The sequence below is a fragment of the Clostridium sp. AM25-23AC genome, from assembly GCF_003435125.1.
GTDB classification, from domain to species: domain Bacteria; phylum Bacillota; class Clostridia; order Lachnospirales; family Lachnospiraceae; genus Pilosibacter; species Pilosibacter fragilis.
Genome location: NZ_QWGI01000042.1, coordinates 1 through 16,269, shown reverse-complemented (window position 1 = coordinate 16,269; position 16,269 = coordinate 1). Strand labels below are relative to the sequence as shown.

General features: G+C 48.8%; 15 protein-coding genes and 1 other RNA gene. All 16 read right to left on the bottom strand.

The genetic code is table 11. The features are described 5' to 3' along the window. The coding region (locus DW677_RS18555; protein WP_207658989.1) for a hypothetical protein at window positions 1-219 on the bottom strand (219 nt) is incomplete at its 3' end. A 46-nt stretch (window positions 220-265) separates the two neighbouring features. Further along, on the bottom strand, window positions 266-1,777 hold the full coding sequence (locus tag DW677_RS16485; RefSeq protein WP_117567837.1) for a carboxypeptidase M32: 1,512 nt from the start codon (window positions 1,775-1,777) through the stop codon (window positions 266-268). Between the two features lie 2 nt (window positions 1,778-1,779). Continuing rightward, on the bottom strand, window positions 1,780-2,454 hold the full coding sequence (locus DW677_RS16480; RefSeq protein ID WP_117567836.1) for a hypothetical protein: 675 nt from the start codon (window positions 2,452-2,454) through the stop codon (window positions 1,780-1,782). A gap of 12 nt (window positions 2,455-2,466) precedes the next feature. Further along, entirely contained in the window at window positions 2,467-3,171 is a 705-nt protein-coding gene (locus DW677_RS16475; RefSeq protein ID WP_117567835.1) for a DUF5058 family protein, read from the bottom strand. Between the two features lie 36 nt (window positions 3,172-3,207). Then, a complete protein-coding gene (locus tag DW677_RS16470) occupies window positions 3,208-4,737 on the bottom strand; it encodes an AbgT family transporter (protein ID WP_117470016.1) in 1,530 nt (509 codons plus the stop codon). Between the two features lie 243 nt (window positions 4,738-4,980). Continuing rightward, window positions 4,981-5,580 (bottom strand): TetR/AcrR family transcriptional regulator, encoded by a 600-nt coding sequence (locus tag DW677_RS16465; protein WP_117567834.1) that lies wholly within the window; start codon window positions 5,578-5,580, stop codon window positions 4,981-4,983. A gap of 27 nt (window positions 5,581-5,607) precedes the next feature. Continuing rightward, window positions 5,608-6,354, bottom strand: a complete 747-nt coding sequence (locus DW677_RS16460; protein ID WP_242990566.1) for a CvpA family protein — start codon at window positions 6,352-6,354, stop codon at window positions 5,608-5,610. A 114-nt stretch (window positions 6,355-6,468) separates the two neighbouring features. Further along, window positions 6,469-7,305, bottom strand: a complete 837-nt coding sequence (locus DW677_RS16455) for an HAD family hydrolase (RefSeq protein WP_117567833.1) — start codon at window positions 7,303-7,305, stop codon at window positions 6,469-6,471. 285 nt (window positions 7,306-7,590) lie between these two features. Beyond that, window positions 7,591-9,807: a tetratricopeptide repeat protein gene (locus DW677_RS16450; protein ID WP_117567832.1), complete on the bottom strand. Its 2,217-nt coding sequence runs from the start codon at window positions 9,805-9,807 to the stop codon at window positions 7,591-7,593. 45 nt (window positions 9,808-9,852) lie between these two features. Next, on the bottom strand, window positions 9,853-10,452 hold the full coding sequence (gene recR, locus DW677_RS16445) for a recombination mediator RecR (RefSeq protein WP_015554029.1): 600 nt from the start codon (window positions 10,450-10,452) through the stop codon (window positions 9,853-9,855). Window positions 10,453-10,454: 2 nt separating this feature from the next. Beyond that, on the bottom strand, window positions 10,455-10,805 hold the full coding sequence (locus DW677_RS16440; protein ID WP_021903984.1) for a YbaB/EbfC family nucleoid-associated protein: 351 nt from the start codon (window positions 10,803-10,805) through the stop codon (window positions 10,455-10,457). Window positions 10,806-10,947: 142 nt separating this feature from the next. Continuing rightward, window positions 10,948-12,666 carry a DNA polymerase III subunit gamma/tau gene (gene dnaX, locus DW677_RS16435; RefSeq protein ID WP_117504787.1) on the bottom strand — a complete coding sequence of 573 codons (1,719 nt, stop codon included), beginning with the start codon at window positions 12,664-12,666 and terminating at the stop codon, window positions 10,948-10,950. Window positions 12,667-12,672: 6 nt separating this feature from the next. Continuing rightward, a complete protein-coding gene (locus tag DW677_RS16430; protein ID WP_117470010.1) occupies window positions 12,673-13,755 on the bottom strand; it encodes an ATP-dependent 6-phosphofructokinase in 1,083 nt (360 codons plus the stop codon). Between the two features lie 182 nt (window positions 13,756-13,937). Further along, window positions 13,938-15,425 (bottom strand): metallophosphoesterase, encoded by a 1,488-nt coding sequence (locus DW677_RS16425; RefSeq protein WP_117567831.1) that lies wholly within the window; start codon window positions 15,423-15,425, stop codon window positions 13,938-13,940. Window positions 15,426-15,457: 32 nt separating this feature from the next. After that, window positions 15,458-15,719: signal recognition particle sRNA large type (ffs, locus tag DW677_RS16420), an RNA gene on the bottom strand. 349 nt (window positions 15,720-16,068) lie between these two features. Next, on the bottom strand, window positions 16,069-16,269 hold a 201-nt coding region (locus tag DW677_RS16415; RefSeq protein ID WP_147324976.1), incomplete at its 5' end, for a zinc ribbon domain-containing protein.

Below are 16,269 nucleotides of genomic sequence, written 5' to 3'. Positions count from 1 at the left end.
GCCCTGTCGCTCAAGGCGAGTATTATAATAACAAATCCCCACGAAAAAGTCAACACTTTTTTCCAGTTTTTTTAAAGTTTTTTCTTTTGTTTGTGCAATTACAACATATTGCGGTTCATAATTGTTTTGCATACAATATATGCAATTCGGTATCCAAGCCATCATTTGAGCAATTTCAAATTGCTCTTTTACACTATAAAAACAGGGATTGCAGCTCAACGTTTTCTCCTGCTGCAATCCCTATTATCAAACTATCTTGTCCTTTTTATATATGAATACCATATAAGTCCGCATACTTCTCTTTCATGTAGTCAAGGAATGGCACAGCGTCCAATGTTTTTCCTGTCAATCGCTTCAACATTTCTCCCGATGTATAACAGCACCCATACTGCCAGATATGTTCCTTCATCCACATGTTCAGCCTGTCAAACTCTCCGTGGCGTATCTGCTCATACAAATCCGGAATCTCTGATAACAATGCCTTTCGAATCTGTCCATCATAAATATTTCCCAAAGCATAACTTTGGAAATATCCAATATAGTCTCCAGCCCAATGCATATCCTGTAAAATTCCTTCAGTATCGTTTTCAGGACAAACTCCCAGATATTTTTTATATTTATCATTCCATGCAATGTTCAGATCTTCCGTTCCTATTTTTCCGCTGAAATAATCGCGTTCCAGCTCATATCGCAAGATAACATGAAGGCTATATGTAACTTCATCTGCTCCAATTCTGCGCAGACTTGGACGGACTGTATTCATGGCACGATAAAATTCATCCATTTTTATATCTTTGAAGAACGGGAATGCTTTCTGAAATTGTGGATAATAAAACTCCCAGTATTCCCTGCTTCTTCCCACGATATTTTCATAGAATCTGGCATTTGCTTCGTGAAAGCTGCCTTCTATTCCTCCCCACATGTTTGCTGCATTGACCTGGTCGTTTCCGCCGCTGGAAAACATTGCATGTCCCGCTTCATGAAGACAGGTGAAGATCAGATGTGGACTTCCGCTTCTCTGTGTTGATACGCGGGCATCCTGCGGTCCAAGAAATGACGTAAATCCGTGAATAACCTTGTCATTAAATCCACCCTTTCGCTGATCATATCCGGCTTCCGCTGCTAATCGTCTTCCAAATGTAGACATTTCATCCGGATCCTCTTCTCTGAGAAATATTTCTTCATTTACTCCAAGATCTGCTTTTGTAATCTTGTCAAGAATTTCTCCGATTCCCCGTTTTAATACATCGAATTCTCTGCTTACGTCTGCACTTTTCAAACCTTCATCCACAGCTCCGATCATCGTGTCAAACGCAGGGGCATCCGGATCTATCGCCAGGGCAATCTTCTTTTTCAGATCAAATACCTGTTTCAGCCACGGTTCAAACACATGATAATCTTTCCGCTCCCGTGCATGTTTCCATGCCGACATCACATCCGCACGCAGAAGATTATACTGTTTCATCGTTTCTTCCGGCACACGGACAGCATTCCGGTACCTGCTTTTAAATGTCCGGATCAGTCCATGTTCTATTGGGTCCTCTATTTGTCCTTCATCTACATTTGCAAAATATTCAAAGGCCTTTTTCGCATCTTCTGTTTGAAACAGCCCCGCCTTCTGTGTCCCAACAAAAGCGCTCATCTGCTGGCGATACGTGCCTCCAAGCTCCGGAAGACCGGACCATTGATCCAGTTCAAACAGGGATTCTATACTCTTATAATAGCGAAAACGGTCATTTACCGTCCGGATTATATCCATATATTCCTGATATCGCATATCTACTCTCCCCTTTCCTCTTTTTTCTCTGTTTTCAGATAATCCATTACCGCGACCGCTGCTGACACGGCAATCACAATCAACATATAATATGCACTTGCCACTTTTGTACAGTAGCAGAAGAACAGGCAGACTGCCAGTGGAATCAGATAGCGAAAGATTTCTTTTTTCCCTTTTATCACAGTCTGAGCCACAAGTCCTCCAAATAGCGCCGGAACTACATAGTCAAATGCAGGTTGGAGAACAGGTGCCTGGATAATCGGGGTAAGCGGTCCTGATACAACGACTCCGAGTGCAACAATCACTATAGATGTGATCACAGAAGCGCCGCAGGCAATAATTGCCAACGTATGACACTCATCCGTATTCGGTTTGATTCCCAGTGCATTGATTGTGCCAATCGTAGCAGGCATTCTAAGATTGGTGACATTGCCGGTAATGTAAGAAAGGTATAATGCTCCTGGTCCCATAACCGACATATAGCCGATTGTTTCCGATGGAAGATATGGTGCCATAAATAAAACAACTGCAACAAATCCAGGCCATAGTTCTCCAAAGTCCGGCCAAATTCCGTAAATAAGGCTGGCCGCTACCGGAAGCCCTATCATTGCCGCAAGAAGAAGGAGGCTTGTCGAAATTCCGAACTTATGGATCCATTTTTGATAATTGCTTTTCATTTTTCCTGCCCCCTAAAAAATAACACAGGCTGCCGCCATTGCCGCAAGCATGCTGATCGTCATAATATAATCTGTGAGCCATTTTGCCTTTTCTACTTTGTTCGAGACGAGCATAAGAAGTGCTCCTACAGCAAAGCTGATGCAGAATACAACGCCTTTCGTCGACATGGCGCTAAAACCATATGACACTGATACATAGGCCATAACACCTACCAGGCATCCGCTTCCAACTGCCAGAACAAGTTTAATATTGATCTTTTCTGCTTTTTCATAAAGCATCGAAATCGGTTTAATAGCAAATGCCGACCATAAAATACATACGCTTCCTCCAATCGTCATTACCCACAAGGCCGCGATCCATCCATTCGCGCTGTACCCGTTGATCTGGAATGTCTCTCCCAGGCACGATAACGCAGTTGTTGCTGCATATGTTTCATAATAAGCAGAGCCGATAACCGAAAGACGCAGCCACGGAAGCGGGATTCCCAGGAGTGGTGTGAGCGAAAACAACACCAGTAAAACCGGAAGTGTTGGCATGATACTGATCGTGATCCCTGTCTTTAAACCCTTTTTTAGCTGCGATTGTTTCAGACCGATCTCCATGCCGTGTTTCCATGCTTTGCTCATGAAGAGCATACATTGAGCTATTACCGCAAAGAGCAACAGTCCGACCCATATAAACAGCCATTTATCATTACATATCTCTGTATATTTCATTTCAAAATCTATTGCGTAACTTGCAACATTCCTTTCCTACATAAATACATATGCCCCTGGTCCAATTGGAAGATTTAATGTTACCCAAATCACCAGCTGAACGATCCATCCCAGCAAGAATGCAACTGAATACGGGAGCATCATGGAAATCAAAGATCCCATTCCAAAGTTTTTATCATATTTCTTAGCCATTGCGATCGCAATCGGAATATATGGATAGATCGGAGTGATCGCATTCGTTGTGGAATCTCCGATTCTGTATACAACCTGGGCAAATTCCGGGCTATATCCAAGCATCATCATCATTGGTACAAGAATCGGCGCAAAGATATACCATTTTGCTGTACCACTTGTCATAAACAGGTTAACCACACAGCACAGGAGAATAAAGAAGATCATTAACGGGATCCCTGTGAATCCTGCCGCCTGCAATGCACCCGCACTCTTGACCGCAATGATCATTCCCAGATTCGTGTAATTGAACATGTTGATAAACTGTGCGATTACAAATACCAGCACAATATATCCTGTGGTTCCCTCCAGCGACTTCGCCATGATCGTTGGCACATCACTGCTGCTTTTGATCGTTCCTGCTTTTAATCCGTAGATAATACCTACCAGAATAAAATAGATGATCAGGATCGCTACCAGTCCCGTAATCAAAGGTCCATTTAAAACAGAGCCGTCTTCACCCCTGAAAAAGCCGTTTTTCGGAACTGTAAGTATGGCAAGGAGAGCAATATAGGCGATGCTGAAAATGCCAGCCGCTCTCAGCGCGCCAGCCTGAATCGGTGTGATCTCCCCCGATGCATCGGCTGTCCCAGTCTCTCCATTTGCCGGATCATATTTGCCAAGACGCGGAACAATGAAATATTTGTTTACAACAACACCAACTGCGGTAAGCATGAACACGGAAACGATCATAAAATACCAGTTGGCAGTTGCATTAACTGTAATCGACGGATCTACAAGCTGCGCTGCCAGTTCAGTAACGCCGCAAAGGAGTACGTCTGTTCCTGATACGATCAGGCAGGCTGTGAATCCTGCATTTGTTGCCGCATAACCAGCCAGAAGTCCTGCGATCGGGTGCATTCCAACAGCCTGGAATGCTGCGGCTGCCAGTGCCGGAACAACAATGATTGCTGCCTCCGAAGCAATACTTCCATTAATTCCAAGGAATAACACGGTTGCAGTTAATGCCCAGAGTGGTACTCCAAGAATCGCTTTTCTCATAGCTGCAGTCAGTAATCCGACTCCTTCAGCAAATCCAATTGCCATCTGCATGGCAAGTACCAGACCAAGTGCTGAGAAGCCCTGAAAATTTTTTAGTAAATTTTCGAGCAGCCATACAATTCCATCTCTGCTGAAAATTGCTTTTGCCAGAACAGTTTCTCCAGTTGTCGGATTGATCACCTGAACTCCTGCCAGGCTGCACACTGTACTGATTCCAGCAAGAATCAGGCAGAGCCACAGGAACATAATATACGGATGCGGCAGCTTATTGCCGACCGTTTCGATCACATCCAGGATCTTTCCTCCTTTTTTCTTCTCCACAGTGTTGTTCATACAAACATCCTCCTCGTATTTTTAAAAATGACTACAGTCATTTTTATCTATCATACCTTCTCTGCATGAACTTGTCAATCATTTTATGACCATGGTCATTTATAGCAACCTGCCTTTTAATATAAATGCTCATTGTTAGTACGTCAGTGCCTTTTTGTTTGGCAGTATCCCCCGCAGAATTTCCTGTCAAATAAAAAGCTGAGTACAGAATCTCTTTCTATACCCAGCTCCTCTTGTTATTCATTATTTAGACTCGATATTCTTACTTTCCCTGCGGATTGCGCGGCAAAACATCCTCGCAAAGTTTTCACATTCTTGTTTTAGAACAAACTCATCTCCCTGTATACACCACTCAAAAAAGATTCCCCTGATACAGGTGACAAATCGATTTGTCAGCACAATACTGTTTTCCTCTGCCGAAAAAATTCCCATGTTCTGTCCTTCTTCAATTAATTCGTGCACAACCCGGTACAATGCACGCTTTGTATAAAGATCTCCATTTCCCTGTTCCATCAGCTGGTTACTATACAAGACCCGTATAACATCCCGCCCCATCACATTTTCCGTAAACTCACTGGAACTTTGGGTAATGATAAGAAGTCGCTCTTCAACTCCCATCTCCGGCAAGAAACCCGAAGCAACTTTGTCATAGTAATCATCATATGCTTTCAGCATGTAAATGAGAATATCCGCTTTTGTCTCAAAATAGATATAAAAGGTTCCTTTTGCCGTTCCTGCACACTTAACAATCTCATCTACAGAAACCTTGTCATATCCTTTGGTTCGGAATAATTCGATCGCACATTCATAAATATGCCGTTTGGTTTTTTCTCCTTTTTTCATGGCATTCCTCCGTTTAATCTACTCCCGTTACAGGACAGACTTTACCAGACCGACTACAAGGTAGGAAAGCATATTGTGGTCATACAGCCACGTCAGCCAGATACTTCCATTGATCTGGGTGATCATGCTCTTTCCGATCTCACTGCCTGAAAACAGGGTAAGGACCAGGGCGCCCACCCATATAAAGATCAATGCTTCCGCGAGTCCCAGAACCGCACCGGCGATCTTGTTAAGCCCATACAGGATCGGCAGTCTGGAGATCAGGTTCAGCCAGACTATGATGATATGAAGGAACGCATAGAATACTATAAACAGCACCGTAAATATGATCACGCGGATCACACGGTCTGCAAGGTATTTTCCCACATAGTCCTCAAAGATCTGGACGCCCATCTCCTGATATATTTCTCCGTTGTTATTCTCGATCAGAAGCTTTTTGATCTGGTCCGGGATCTCCAGGCTCTCTATGACCGCGCGTTCCCCGGCTTTTCCCGCGAGACCGGCCGTCTGAGCCATCTCTTCCATCTTCTCATCAAGGCCGCTGGCCTTCAAAGCACTCTCCTTCATCGTTTCGTATACAGCCGTATTATGTTCCAGCCAGGCTGCCGCCTGTGGAATCGCTACACGCGCTGCAAACAGCGTGATGAAAAGGGACATTGCGGAAACTGCTATTTTTATAAAACCTCTGTAATGACCGTAGAGCATCATCCCGATGAGATATACCGCTACAGCCACTTCCAGCCAACGGCTGGATAAAATCTCCATTATTTCCATTATTACTCCTGTCACATATGTGCATAGTTCTTCCGTAAAACAGACAAAGCCTGGATGATCCAGATACCCCGCCACGTCTATTACCTGAAAGTCCTCATATGCCCATCATTCCTGTTATATCTGAATTCCTGTAAAATGGCAGATCGCCTTCGCGACACCTGCCTCATTGTTGGTCTTCGTGATATAATCTGCTGCCTCCTTTACGGATTCATGGCCATTTTCCATGGCAACGCCAATTCCAGCCATGCGGATCATGCTGAGGTCATTCTCCCCGTCTCCAAAGCCCATGGTGGACTCTCTGGCGATTCCCAGACGTGCGGCAAGACGGAGCAGCGCTCCGCCCTTATCAGCTCCCTCCGCGTTGATCTCGAGGTTATTCGGGATCGATGAGGACACAAGGATCCCCGGGAGCTTCGAGAGTTCCTCTCTCATCCGCTTTCTGGCATCCATGTCACGGAAGAACATGTTGATCTTCTCCGCGTCCTGTCCCCGCTCTTTTAAGTAAGCGATATTATCGGGAACCGTGTCCCTGGTTCTGCGCACCAGCTCCGCCAGTCCCTCCGATGAGACATATTTATATACATCATTGTAGAACTCCGGCATGGTGTAGCCGATTCCGCCCACATATACATCATACATGATCTCATCCGGACTTGTCCGGGCCATCATCATGATCTTTTCTGCCAGAGCCACCGGGATCCGGCAGGAGTCGATGATCTCGTTTTTCGCAAGGTCTACCACCTGTGCCCCGTTCGTGAGGATCGCATAGTGTACGCCCGGCAGATTCCGAAGCTCATCCGGCAGTCCGCGCATCGTGCGGCCTGTCGCCGGGACGATCTCGATCCCCTGTGCCGCGCATGCGCGGAAAGTGCGCAGGTTCTCCTCCGGGATCCCTTTTTCGTCATCAAGCAGCGTTCCATCCATGTCCGCCGCGATCAGCCTGATCTCCATATCTTTTCTCCTATAAGAAATCTAGCGCACATGCAAAACATTGTTTACGGCGATACTCCGGAATTGAAAATATCTGTTGCAAAAGGGCCGCATGCGCATTCGTCTTGTCTGTGTTCAGCAAACATTAGTTCGTGTGTATTGGTGAAAAATTTGCGCACCCACTCATCGCAAAAACAATGAGCTTATGGTGCGCATATATTCAGTTCCTATAAGCATGTCACGGAATTCCTGTGTGCCGTCTGAGCTTGCCCAGAACAGTGCGCAGGGATCCCATCACACTCTTTATCAGTCAAAGAAATCCTTTTCATGAAGGATCAGAAGACCTTCTTTTGTATAAGTCGGAGAGAAAAGTCCCGAGATCTTCTTTCCAAGAGACTTTTTCTCTGCCTTGTCAGCAGCTTCCTCGATCAGATCTACGGCTGCTGCCTTTGTCAGGTGGACTTCATCCTCCTCCATCATCTCGATGCGCTCATAGAGGGCGAGAAGGCTCTTTCCGGTGATGCTGCAATCGATCTCCGTCGCATACTTGCACGCGTACTGGGCGAACTCATCCGGATCCATCTCTTCTTTGTCATCGTAGTCTTCCGGAACAACTTCCTCTTCCGCTGCGGACGCAGCCTCCTCCGGGAGTTCCGGCTCTTCTTCAGTCACTGGCGCCTTTTTCTGAGGTTTCTCCTGCTTTGCGAAGAGTTTTGCCTTCTTCGGCGGTACGTATTCCTCTGGCTCCGGTTCTTCCTCGTCCTCTTCATCTGTTTCCGGCTCGGATGATTCTTCCAGGATGTCCGTTTCCTCTTTCTCGTACTCCGGTTCTTCCTGCAGTGCTTCAGCGTCTTCCTGTTCCGGCTCCTCTTCTGTCTCCTGCTCCGCGTTTACCACATCACGGGCGATCTGTTCCTGCTTTTCTGTGGAGCGCTTCAGCGCAGCTTCCATCTCGGTATCTGCCTCTTTCTGCGCAGACGCGTTCTCATCGCTTCCGATATACTGGAACTTGCTTGCAAGGGATGTATTATGGGCATGGAGTGCCTCAAGGTTTTCCGGTGTATCGATCAGGACAACGATCATTCCGGAGCGGTCTTTCTCCATCAGATCATCCAGTTCGTTCTGGACAGCATCAGTGAGTCCTGCCGCATGCTGGATGATCAGGTCTTTTCCTGCCAGCATATCGGCTACCGCGCTGATTCCGCGTTTATTTAACTTTTCACTGCTGATCTTTGCAACCGGATTCTTGATGCCGAGCTCACGGTGGATCTCCTTTAAGGAGTTGACAGCCATGGAAAGCCCTTCCTCGTCCGTCTCCGCCTCGATCATCAGGTTGTTGGTATCCAGCATGTCATCCAGGGATTCCAGCTCCAGCTCTCCATCGTCGTCCTCCTCTTCCGGAGCCGGGATGTTGCGGACCTGGTTTCGGCGGGCACGTTCGCGGTCGATCTCCGCCTGCTTCTTCGCACGGCGTTCCTCTTCCTCGCGTCTGGCGGCTTCCCGCTCTTCCTCAGCACGGCGGAGAGCTTCCTCTTCCATCTCTTCCCGCTCTTTTGCGGCGCGGATCGCCAGCTTCTGGCGCTCGATCTCACGCTCTTCCCCGGTCTGGATCGTGTTTTCTTCCTCCTGTACTTCCGGTGCAGCCGCCTGCCCGCCTCTGCGGACCTGGCTTAAGTCAGCGATGGTTCTTGTGGCACCCATGTCATCGTCTTCCTCGACAACAGCAGTCCGTCCCTCTTCCTCAGAGAGTCTGGACATCTCGTCTGCCAGCTTTTTCGCCTGGGCATCCTCATGAATCTGCATGGCAACCTGCTTGGAAGCTTCGGAATCCGGGGTTCCCTCATCATAATCATCCAGCTCCGGGGCATTTCCGCTGTACTCTTCCTCAACAGCGCGCAGCTTTGCCTCGTATTTGTCCCTGTTTTCCACAAGGTCCATCTGGTATTTGTTCAGCGGCGCGTACTGGAGCTTCAGATCCATTGCCTTATCCACATATTTGCCGAGACCAAATAAGAGCATGATGCGGTCACATGTGGCGACACACTTGTCCTCGATCCCCGCTTTGTGGTAGAGGTCAGCCAGTTCGTAGAGCCATTTTTCATCCACCTCAGATGCTGTATACACTTCCAACGCGCGGATCAGCTGATCCACCGGTGCTTTCTTCGCTTTTAAGATCTTGTAGCGGAGCAGATACTGGCGCGGATCATCCTGCGCGAGATCACAAAATTCTCTGTAGTATGCCTCCGCTTCGGCGGTACTTCCGTCCTTTAAGGCGAGATCCGCCAACTTATAGAGCAGGCGCTTTCCCACCGGCGCACGCTCGAATGCCAGGAGCAGAATATCCTTCGCCTCCTGGTACTCTTCATTTTTCTCATAGATCTGAGCGATCATGGACAGCAGGCTTGCGTTGCGGACACGGTGCCAGTCAATGGTATCTGCGATCTTCATCGCAGTTCCGTAGTCTCCGCGGCTGACCATCTTTTTGATCTGCTCAACTTTAATATTAAACTCGTATTTATCCATTTCTTTCGCATCTCCTGAAACCGCCCAGCTGTCCAGCTGCCGGTTTTATAACTCCACCCGGCCTTCTAACGCCCGAAGAAGTGTGACTTCGTCAATATATTCCAGATCGCCGCCGACCGGAACGCCGCTGGCGATCCTCGTCACCTTGATCCCTGTCGGTTTGATCAGTTTACTTATGTACATTGCGGTCGTCTCACCCTCAAGGCTTGAGTTTGTGGCGATAATGACTTCCTTTACTTCCTCTGTCTGAAGACGCATCATCAACTCTTTTAATTTGATATCTCCCGGGCCGATTCCAAGCATCGGGGAGATCGCGCCGTGAAGCACATGGTACACCCCGTCGAATTTGCCCGTTTTCTCGTACGCCGCCAGATCGCGCGGGTTCTCCACGACCATGATCACGCTGTGGTCCCTCGTCTGACTCCGGCAGATCGGGCAGAGTTCCTGATCCGTCAAGGTAAAGCACTCCTTACAGTAATGAACATTGTGCTTCGCGTCGCGGATCGAGCTGGAGAGACGTTCTACCTGTTCCTCCGGCATGTTGATGATATGGAATGCCAGACGCTGGGCTGTCTTGTTTCCGATCCCCGGAAGCTTCGACAGCTCCTCGATCAATTTTGATATCTGACTGCTGTAGTAATCCATAATTAGAAGGAAAGTCCCCCCAGGTTTCCGAGACCGCCTGTGAGCTCAGACATCACTGCGCTGGATTCAGCTTCCATCTGGTGGAAGGCCTCGTTTGTAGCGGCAACGATAAGGTCCTCAAGCATCTCAACGTCATCCGGATCTACTGCCTCCGGTGAGATCTTTACAGCGACAACTTCTTTTTTACCGGATACGGTAACGGATACAGCTCCGCCTCCTGCTGTTGCTGTGTACTGCTTCTCCTCAAGCTCTTTTGTCTTCTCTTCCATCTGGCGCTGCATTCTCTGCGCCTGTTTCATAAGATTTGTCATATTGCCCGGCATACCGCCCGGGAAACCGCCACGTCTTGCCATGGTGTAATTCCTCCTGAATATTCATTATTTTCTATGTGGCTGTCTTACAGCCATTTTTCACTCCCGTCAGGCGGGAGTAACGGGTCCTGCTTTCAGCTTTCGACCCGGATATTTTATTATTAATCGCAGCATGCTGCTGCGGCTAATCTTCGATCGTGATATCCATATGGATGTTTTCCCTCAGCTCATCATCGCTGATGTAGCGTGTATCCATCCGTTCCCCGCTCTCCCGGACACGGGATTTAAAATACAGGGATTTTCCGTATTTCTGTTCCACATACCGTTCCAGGTCCCCGAGAACACTCGGGCGGCTTCCGATGGCAAAGTTCATCGGATCATTGAATACGATGCAGAGACAGCTGTCGCCCGCCGGTTCCACAACCGTCTCCCGGAAACTGGGGCGGATGGACATGCCCATATCACGGACGATCTTTCCCCACTCGTTGCGGATCATGTTGAGATCTTCCAGCTGGGCTTTCGGCAGGGATACGGTCCTCGGCTCATAATTCTGGCCCGCACCTTGCTGGTTCTGCATATCTGCCGTATTCTGTGCAGGCTGCCCTGAGGGGACCATGCCGTTTCCCGGCGCACCAGCGCCGCTGTAGACCGGCTGCGCGTATGCCTGCGGCGGGATCTGCTGCCCGGCATTTATCATGGGATCGCCGTCCATTCCGGCAGTCTGTACCGGAACATAACCGCCCGCGGACATTTCCTCCACCATGCGCTCCAGCTTCTCCAGCCGTTCCAGAACAGAATCCATGCTCTGTTCCATCTCCGGCTTTGTGAGCTTGATGAACGCGAGTTCGATCAGCACACGTTTCTGGTTCGCGAAGCGGATCTGGTTCGACAATTCTGAGAACACGCGGATATACCGCATCAATGTATTCTCATCTACAAGCGCCGCATCTTCCCGCAGCTGTGTCAGATTATCCTCTGACATATCTAAAAGGTCTTCCGCGTCATCTGCTGTCCTTAAAAGCAGCAGATTGCGGAGGAACCAGATAAAATCCACTACAAACTGGGACAGTTCCCGGCCCTGGACTACCATCTCCTCGAGTTTCAGGATGCAGTCCTTCGTCCGGTTCTCCCGGATCGCATGGAACAGGTCCCGGAATACGCTGTTGTCCACAGCGCCGAGAACATCCAGCACATGCTCATAGGTCAGTGTCTCGCCGAAATGGAACGCCGCGCACTGGTCCAGGAGACTTAAGGCGTCTCGCATGGAACCGTCTCCGGCTTTTGCCACGTAGCGGAGTGCTTTGTCCTCCACCGGCATGTTTTCTGCTTCTGTCAATTCCTTCAGCCGGGCCGTGATCGTGTCCAGCGTGATGCGCCGGAAATCATATCTCTGGCATCTGGAAAGCACCGTGATCGGGATCTTATGAACCTCCGTGGTCGCAAGGATAAAGATCACATAGGACGGCGGCTCCTCAAGTGTCTTTAACAGGGCATTGAACGCGCCTGTGGACAGCATATGAACCTCGTCGATGATGTATACACGATATTTTCCTTCCGTCGGCGGGTACTGGACCTGTTCCCGGATCTCACGGATATTCTCAACGCCGTTGTTGGACGCAGCATCGATCTCTACCACATTTAAAGATGTTCCAGCTAAGATCTGCTTACAGCTTGGACATTCCCCACAGGGGCTTCCGTCCACCGGGTGTTCACAGTTTACCGCCCGGGCCAGGATTTTTGCCACCGTCGTTTTACCTGTTCCGCGGGTTCCGCAGAAGAGATAGGCGTGACCGATTCTGCCGGAACCGATCTGATTCTGTAAAGTTTTAACGATATGGTCCTGGCCTTTTACATCCGCAAAGACCTGCGGACGCCATTTCCTGTATAACGCTTGATATGACATGTTCTATCAGTCTCCGAAACTGATTCCGATAAGCTTCGCTTCTTTTACAATATCGGACTGCGGATCCACATATTTCAGTTTGCCGGCAGATTCTGCCAGCGGGATATCCGTGATCACATTGTTTTTTACAACGACCAGCTTGCCGAATTCATTATTTTTGATCATGTCGGCGGCATGAGCGCCGATCCTTGTGGAGAGAACGCGGTCATACGGGACCGGAGTGCCGCCGCGCTGCATATGGCCCGGAACGGTCACACGGATCTCCTGGCCCGTCATCTCCTGAATCTTCGCGCCGATCTCATACGCAACGGATTGGTATTTTGTGGCGCGTTCTTCCAGATATTTCTTATATTCTTTCTTTGAAAGGGCTGCCTGCTCTTTTGAGATTGCGCCCTCTGCCACCGCGAGGATCGAGAAGCGGCTTCCATTCTTTGTGCGCTCTTTGATCTTCTTTACGACCTTGTTTAAGTCATACGGGATCTCCGGGATCAGGATGATATCCGCGCCGCCGGCAATTCCCGCGTGAAGGGTGAGCCAGCCGACCTTATGTCCCATGACTTCCACGATGAAAACACGTCCATGGGAGGACGCTGTGGTGTGAATGCAGTCGATGGCGTTTGTGGCGATATCCACAGCGCTCTGGAATCCGAAAGTCATATCTGTTCCCCAGAGGTCATTATCGATGGTCTTCGGAAGACCGATCACATTGAGTCCTTCCTGGCTTAAGAGGTTCGCCGTTTTCTGGCTTCCATTTCCGCCGAGGACCACAAGTGCATCCAGCTTCAATTTATAGTAGGTGTGCTTCATGAGCTCCACCTTGTCGAGTCCGTTCTCGTCCGGCACACGCATCAGCTTGAACGGCTGTCTGGAGGTACCGAGCATCGTTCCGCCTTTTGTGAGGACACCTGAAAAATCTGACTGTTTCATCATCAGGTAGTTTGCGTACATCAGACCTTTATAGCCGTCTTCAAATCCGATAATTTCCACTTCATCTTTGTAGATCTGGTACAGACCTTTCGCGACTCCGCGCATCGTTGCGTTTAACGCCTGGCAGTCGCCGCCGCTCGTAAGGAATCCAACTCTCTTCATCGTCTTGTCCTTTCTCCGATTTCTTTCAGTCGAAATATGAATGCATGTATCCAAGATAAGATTATAATACAAAGAAAAGAGAGGGGCAAGGAAAAAATCTTTGTACGGAATTTTCAGTTCAGAAAATGTTACTGTACACGGGTAGGAATAACTTGCTGCATCTCTCTTTTCTTACGGTAATATTATGGCCGCTTCAAGTGGATCGGATTCGGGATCTCCGCGTGATTGTTCGCCGAGATCGAGTCGCGCATCATTCCGTCGAGCTGGCGGAACTCAGTGCTGGGATCCATATAGCGGACCCAGAGTCCGTAGCCGAACTCATTTTTCTTCTCCGAGTAGCTGATCGGCACACCGGCATAGTAGTCTTTATACAGATCCGTATAAAAATCGACCATGACTTCCCTTAATTCTTTCGGAACATCTTCCAGCTTCCGGGCTATCTGGTTTTTGAGGACCGTCTGCAGATAATTTTCTGTGTAGGACGAGAAGTCGAGAAGATTCTCATCGGTCTCCCCATTCGCAGCCGCCCAGCTGGAAACATTCACAATCTTCGCCAGATAGTCGATGCTGCCGTCCGTATTTAATGTCACTGTTCCGTACTGGCACGGCGGCAGGATCAGGGAATTGCTGACGATCTCCCATATTCCGTATGTATCTGAATCCATTCCCGGCTCCGTCAGGTGTTTCATGACCTTCTGTGTATGCAGATGGCCGCTGAAGTACACCGGTGTCAGGTAGCGCTCGAAGAGTTCTAAAACCTCGTCACAGTTTTCGATCACACATTCTTCCACGTAGACACGGCTCAGGCGCTGGAGATTATGGTGGCCCACAGGAATCACGGTGATTCCCTCGGCGTACGCCTCCTTCAGGCATTCTTCCATCCACTCGAGCGTGCCCTCTTTGATCTCGCCGTAGACCTCATTTTCCGGCTCGCAGACCGTTGTGTCCAGCATCATGAGCCAGGTGGTATCGTTTAACTCCACCAGGTAACTTAAGGAATCCGGTGCCCCGCTCTTCGCCTCGTTATAGCCGAAGTCCGCGTAGATCTCCCGGAATTCTTCCGATGTCACACTCTCCACATCGGTTCTCTGATCCCCGAAGTATTCTCCAGCGTCCGGCTTATTGATATCGTGGTTTCCGGGAATCACATAGACCGGAACTCCCGCTTCCTCGATCTCCCGGAGCTTTTCGGCAAATTCCAGGTGGTTTGCCTTTTCACCGTTTAAGCTCAGGTCTCCGCTTAAGATCAGGGCGTCAGGGTTGGCTGCGAGGACTTCCGATTTAAACGCCTGCCATAACTGTGGCTGATAGCGGATCACTTTTCCATCATTGCTATTTACGAGACTGTCAAACGCCGCGCCGTAATCCGTCATGGATGGTGACATATAGTGCGTGTCAGAGGCAATAATCAGATGAGTCTCCACCTTTTCACGGTCCACCGGGTCTCCGGGACCTTCCGTCTCCTCCTCAGTCGTTTCTTCTGTCTCGGTCTCAGATTCTGTTTCCGTCTCTGTGGGCGTTTCTGATTCTGTCTCCGTTGTTGATTCTGTCTCTTCTGTGGCACTCTCTTTCGTCTGATCCGGGGCATGATCCCGCACCGCGGGCAGGACAAAGATCACTCCGGCCAATAAAAAAAGAAGCGCCAGCAATAACAGAAATTTCTTTCTCATTAGCTGTCACCTCTTAAACTTTCCTTTTTTGTCCGCACGTTCTGCTTTGAATACGTCTCATGAACGTTACCCTGGCAGCCAGCTCGGTCCCGGCTCCCTCGCGGCACATGGAAGGTTCTCTTTAATGCTGCTGCATTCCTGCCCTGACATGGTTCAGAGAGTCCCATTGCGCGAGACCAAAACGTCAGCGCCGCTTACCCGGGGCAGCTTCACAAGGAAGTACCCGAGGCAGAACAACACCCCTGCTGTAGCGGATTGCAGGTACAGGGCACCGCTATCTCCCCGGCTGTGCGGACCAGTTAAGTATACATGGATGGCAACAATTTGTCAAGTTAGTAAAACTTGTCCGCATCATGTTATAAGCATGATACCAACAAGTTTTTATCAAGTCTGAGCATTAAAAAATCCTCTCGTTAAAGCTCTCATTTTTACAAAATCCCCTGATCTATTCCTAACTTTAAATTGTATGTAGTGACATACTCCCTCCACTTAGCTAACGCTTGAAGTGGGGGGCTTCTCGTTCGATTGCCCTATTGGGCAAAGCATAGGCGAGCTATCCCCGTGTGTCCCACGGTTCTGTTATTACGAGCGGGACTGTTTGTATCTACGCAGTCCCGAACAAAATCTACGTTTTGGGCGGAAATCAGGAGATTTTTCTTTCTGTATCAAGTTCAACTCCCGATATTCTCAAGCCTTCCCTGCATATATTGATAGCTGCATTCTCATCACGGTTCATCTGATTTCCGCAGGTGCAGCTATAGATACGTTCTTCCAGTTTCAATTCCTTTTTGAGTTTTCCGCAGCAGCTGCAGATTTTTGAACTGGGATACCACTTATCAATACG

Bases quoted from the DNA above. Each gene is read 5' to 3' on its own strand.
- DW677_RS16450 (WP_117567832.1), bottom strand. From the start codon at position 9,807: ATGGATAAATACGAGTTTAATATTAAAGTTGAGCAGATCAAAAAGATG.
- dnaX (WP_117504787.1), bottom strand. From the start codon at position 12,666: ATGTCATATCAAGCGTTATACAGGAAATGGCGTCCGCAGGTCTTTGCG.
- DW677_RS16430 (WP_117470010.1), bottom strand. From the start codon at position 13,755: ATGAAGAGAGTTGGATTCCTTACGAGCGGCGGCGACTGCCAGGCGTTA.
- DW677_RS16485 (WP_117567837.1), bottom strand. From the start codon at position 1,777: ATGCGATATCAGGAATATATGGATATAATCCGGACGGTAAATGACCGT.
- DW677_RS16440 (WP_021903984.1), bottom strand. From the start codon at position 10,805: ATGGCAAGACGTGGCGGTTTCCCGGGCGGTATGCCGGGCAATATGACA.
- DW677_RS16465 (WP_117567834.1), bottom strand. From the start codon at position 5,580: ATGAAAAAAGGAGAAAAAACCAAACGGCATATTTATGAATGTGCGATC.
- recR (WP_015554029.1), bottom strand. From the start codon at position 10,452: ATGGATTACTACAGCAGTCAGATATCAAAATTGATCGAGGAGCTGTCG.
- DW677_RS16470 (WP_117470016.1), bottom strand. From the start codon at position 4,737: ATGAACAACACTGTGGAGAAGAAAAAAGGAGGAAAGATCCTGGATGTG.
- DW677_RS16425 (WP_117567831.1), bottom strand. From the start codon at position 15,425: ATGAGAAAGAAATTTCTGTTATTGCTGGCGCTTCTTTTTTTATTGGCC.
- DW677_RS16460 (WP_242990566.1), bottom strand. From the start codon at position 6,354: ATGGAAATAATGGAGATTTTATCCAGCCGTTGGCTGGAAGTGGCTGTA.
- DW677_RS16475 (WP_117567835.1), bottom strand. From the start codon at position 3,171: ATGAAATATACAGAGATATGTAATGATAAATGGCTGTTTATATGGGTC.
- DW677_RS16455 (WP_117567833.1), bottom strand. From the start codon at position 7,305: ATGGAGATCAGGCTGATCGCGGCGGACATGGATGGAACGCTGCTTGAT.
- DW677_RS16480 (WP_117567836.1), bottom strand. From the start codon at position 2,454: ATGAAAAGCAATTATCAAAAATGGATCCATAAGTTCGGAATTTCGACA.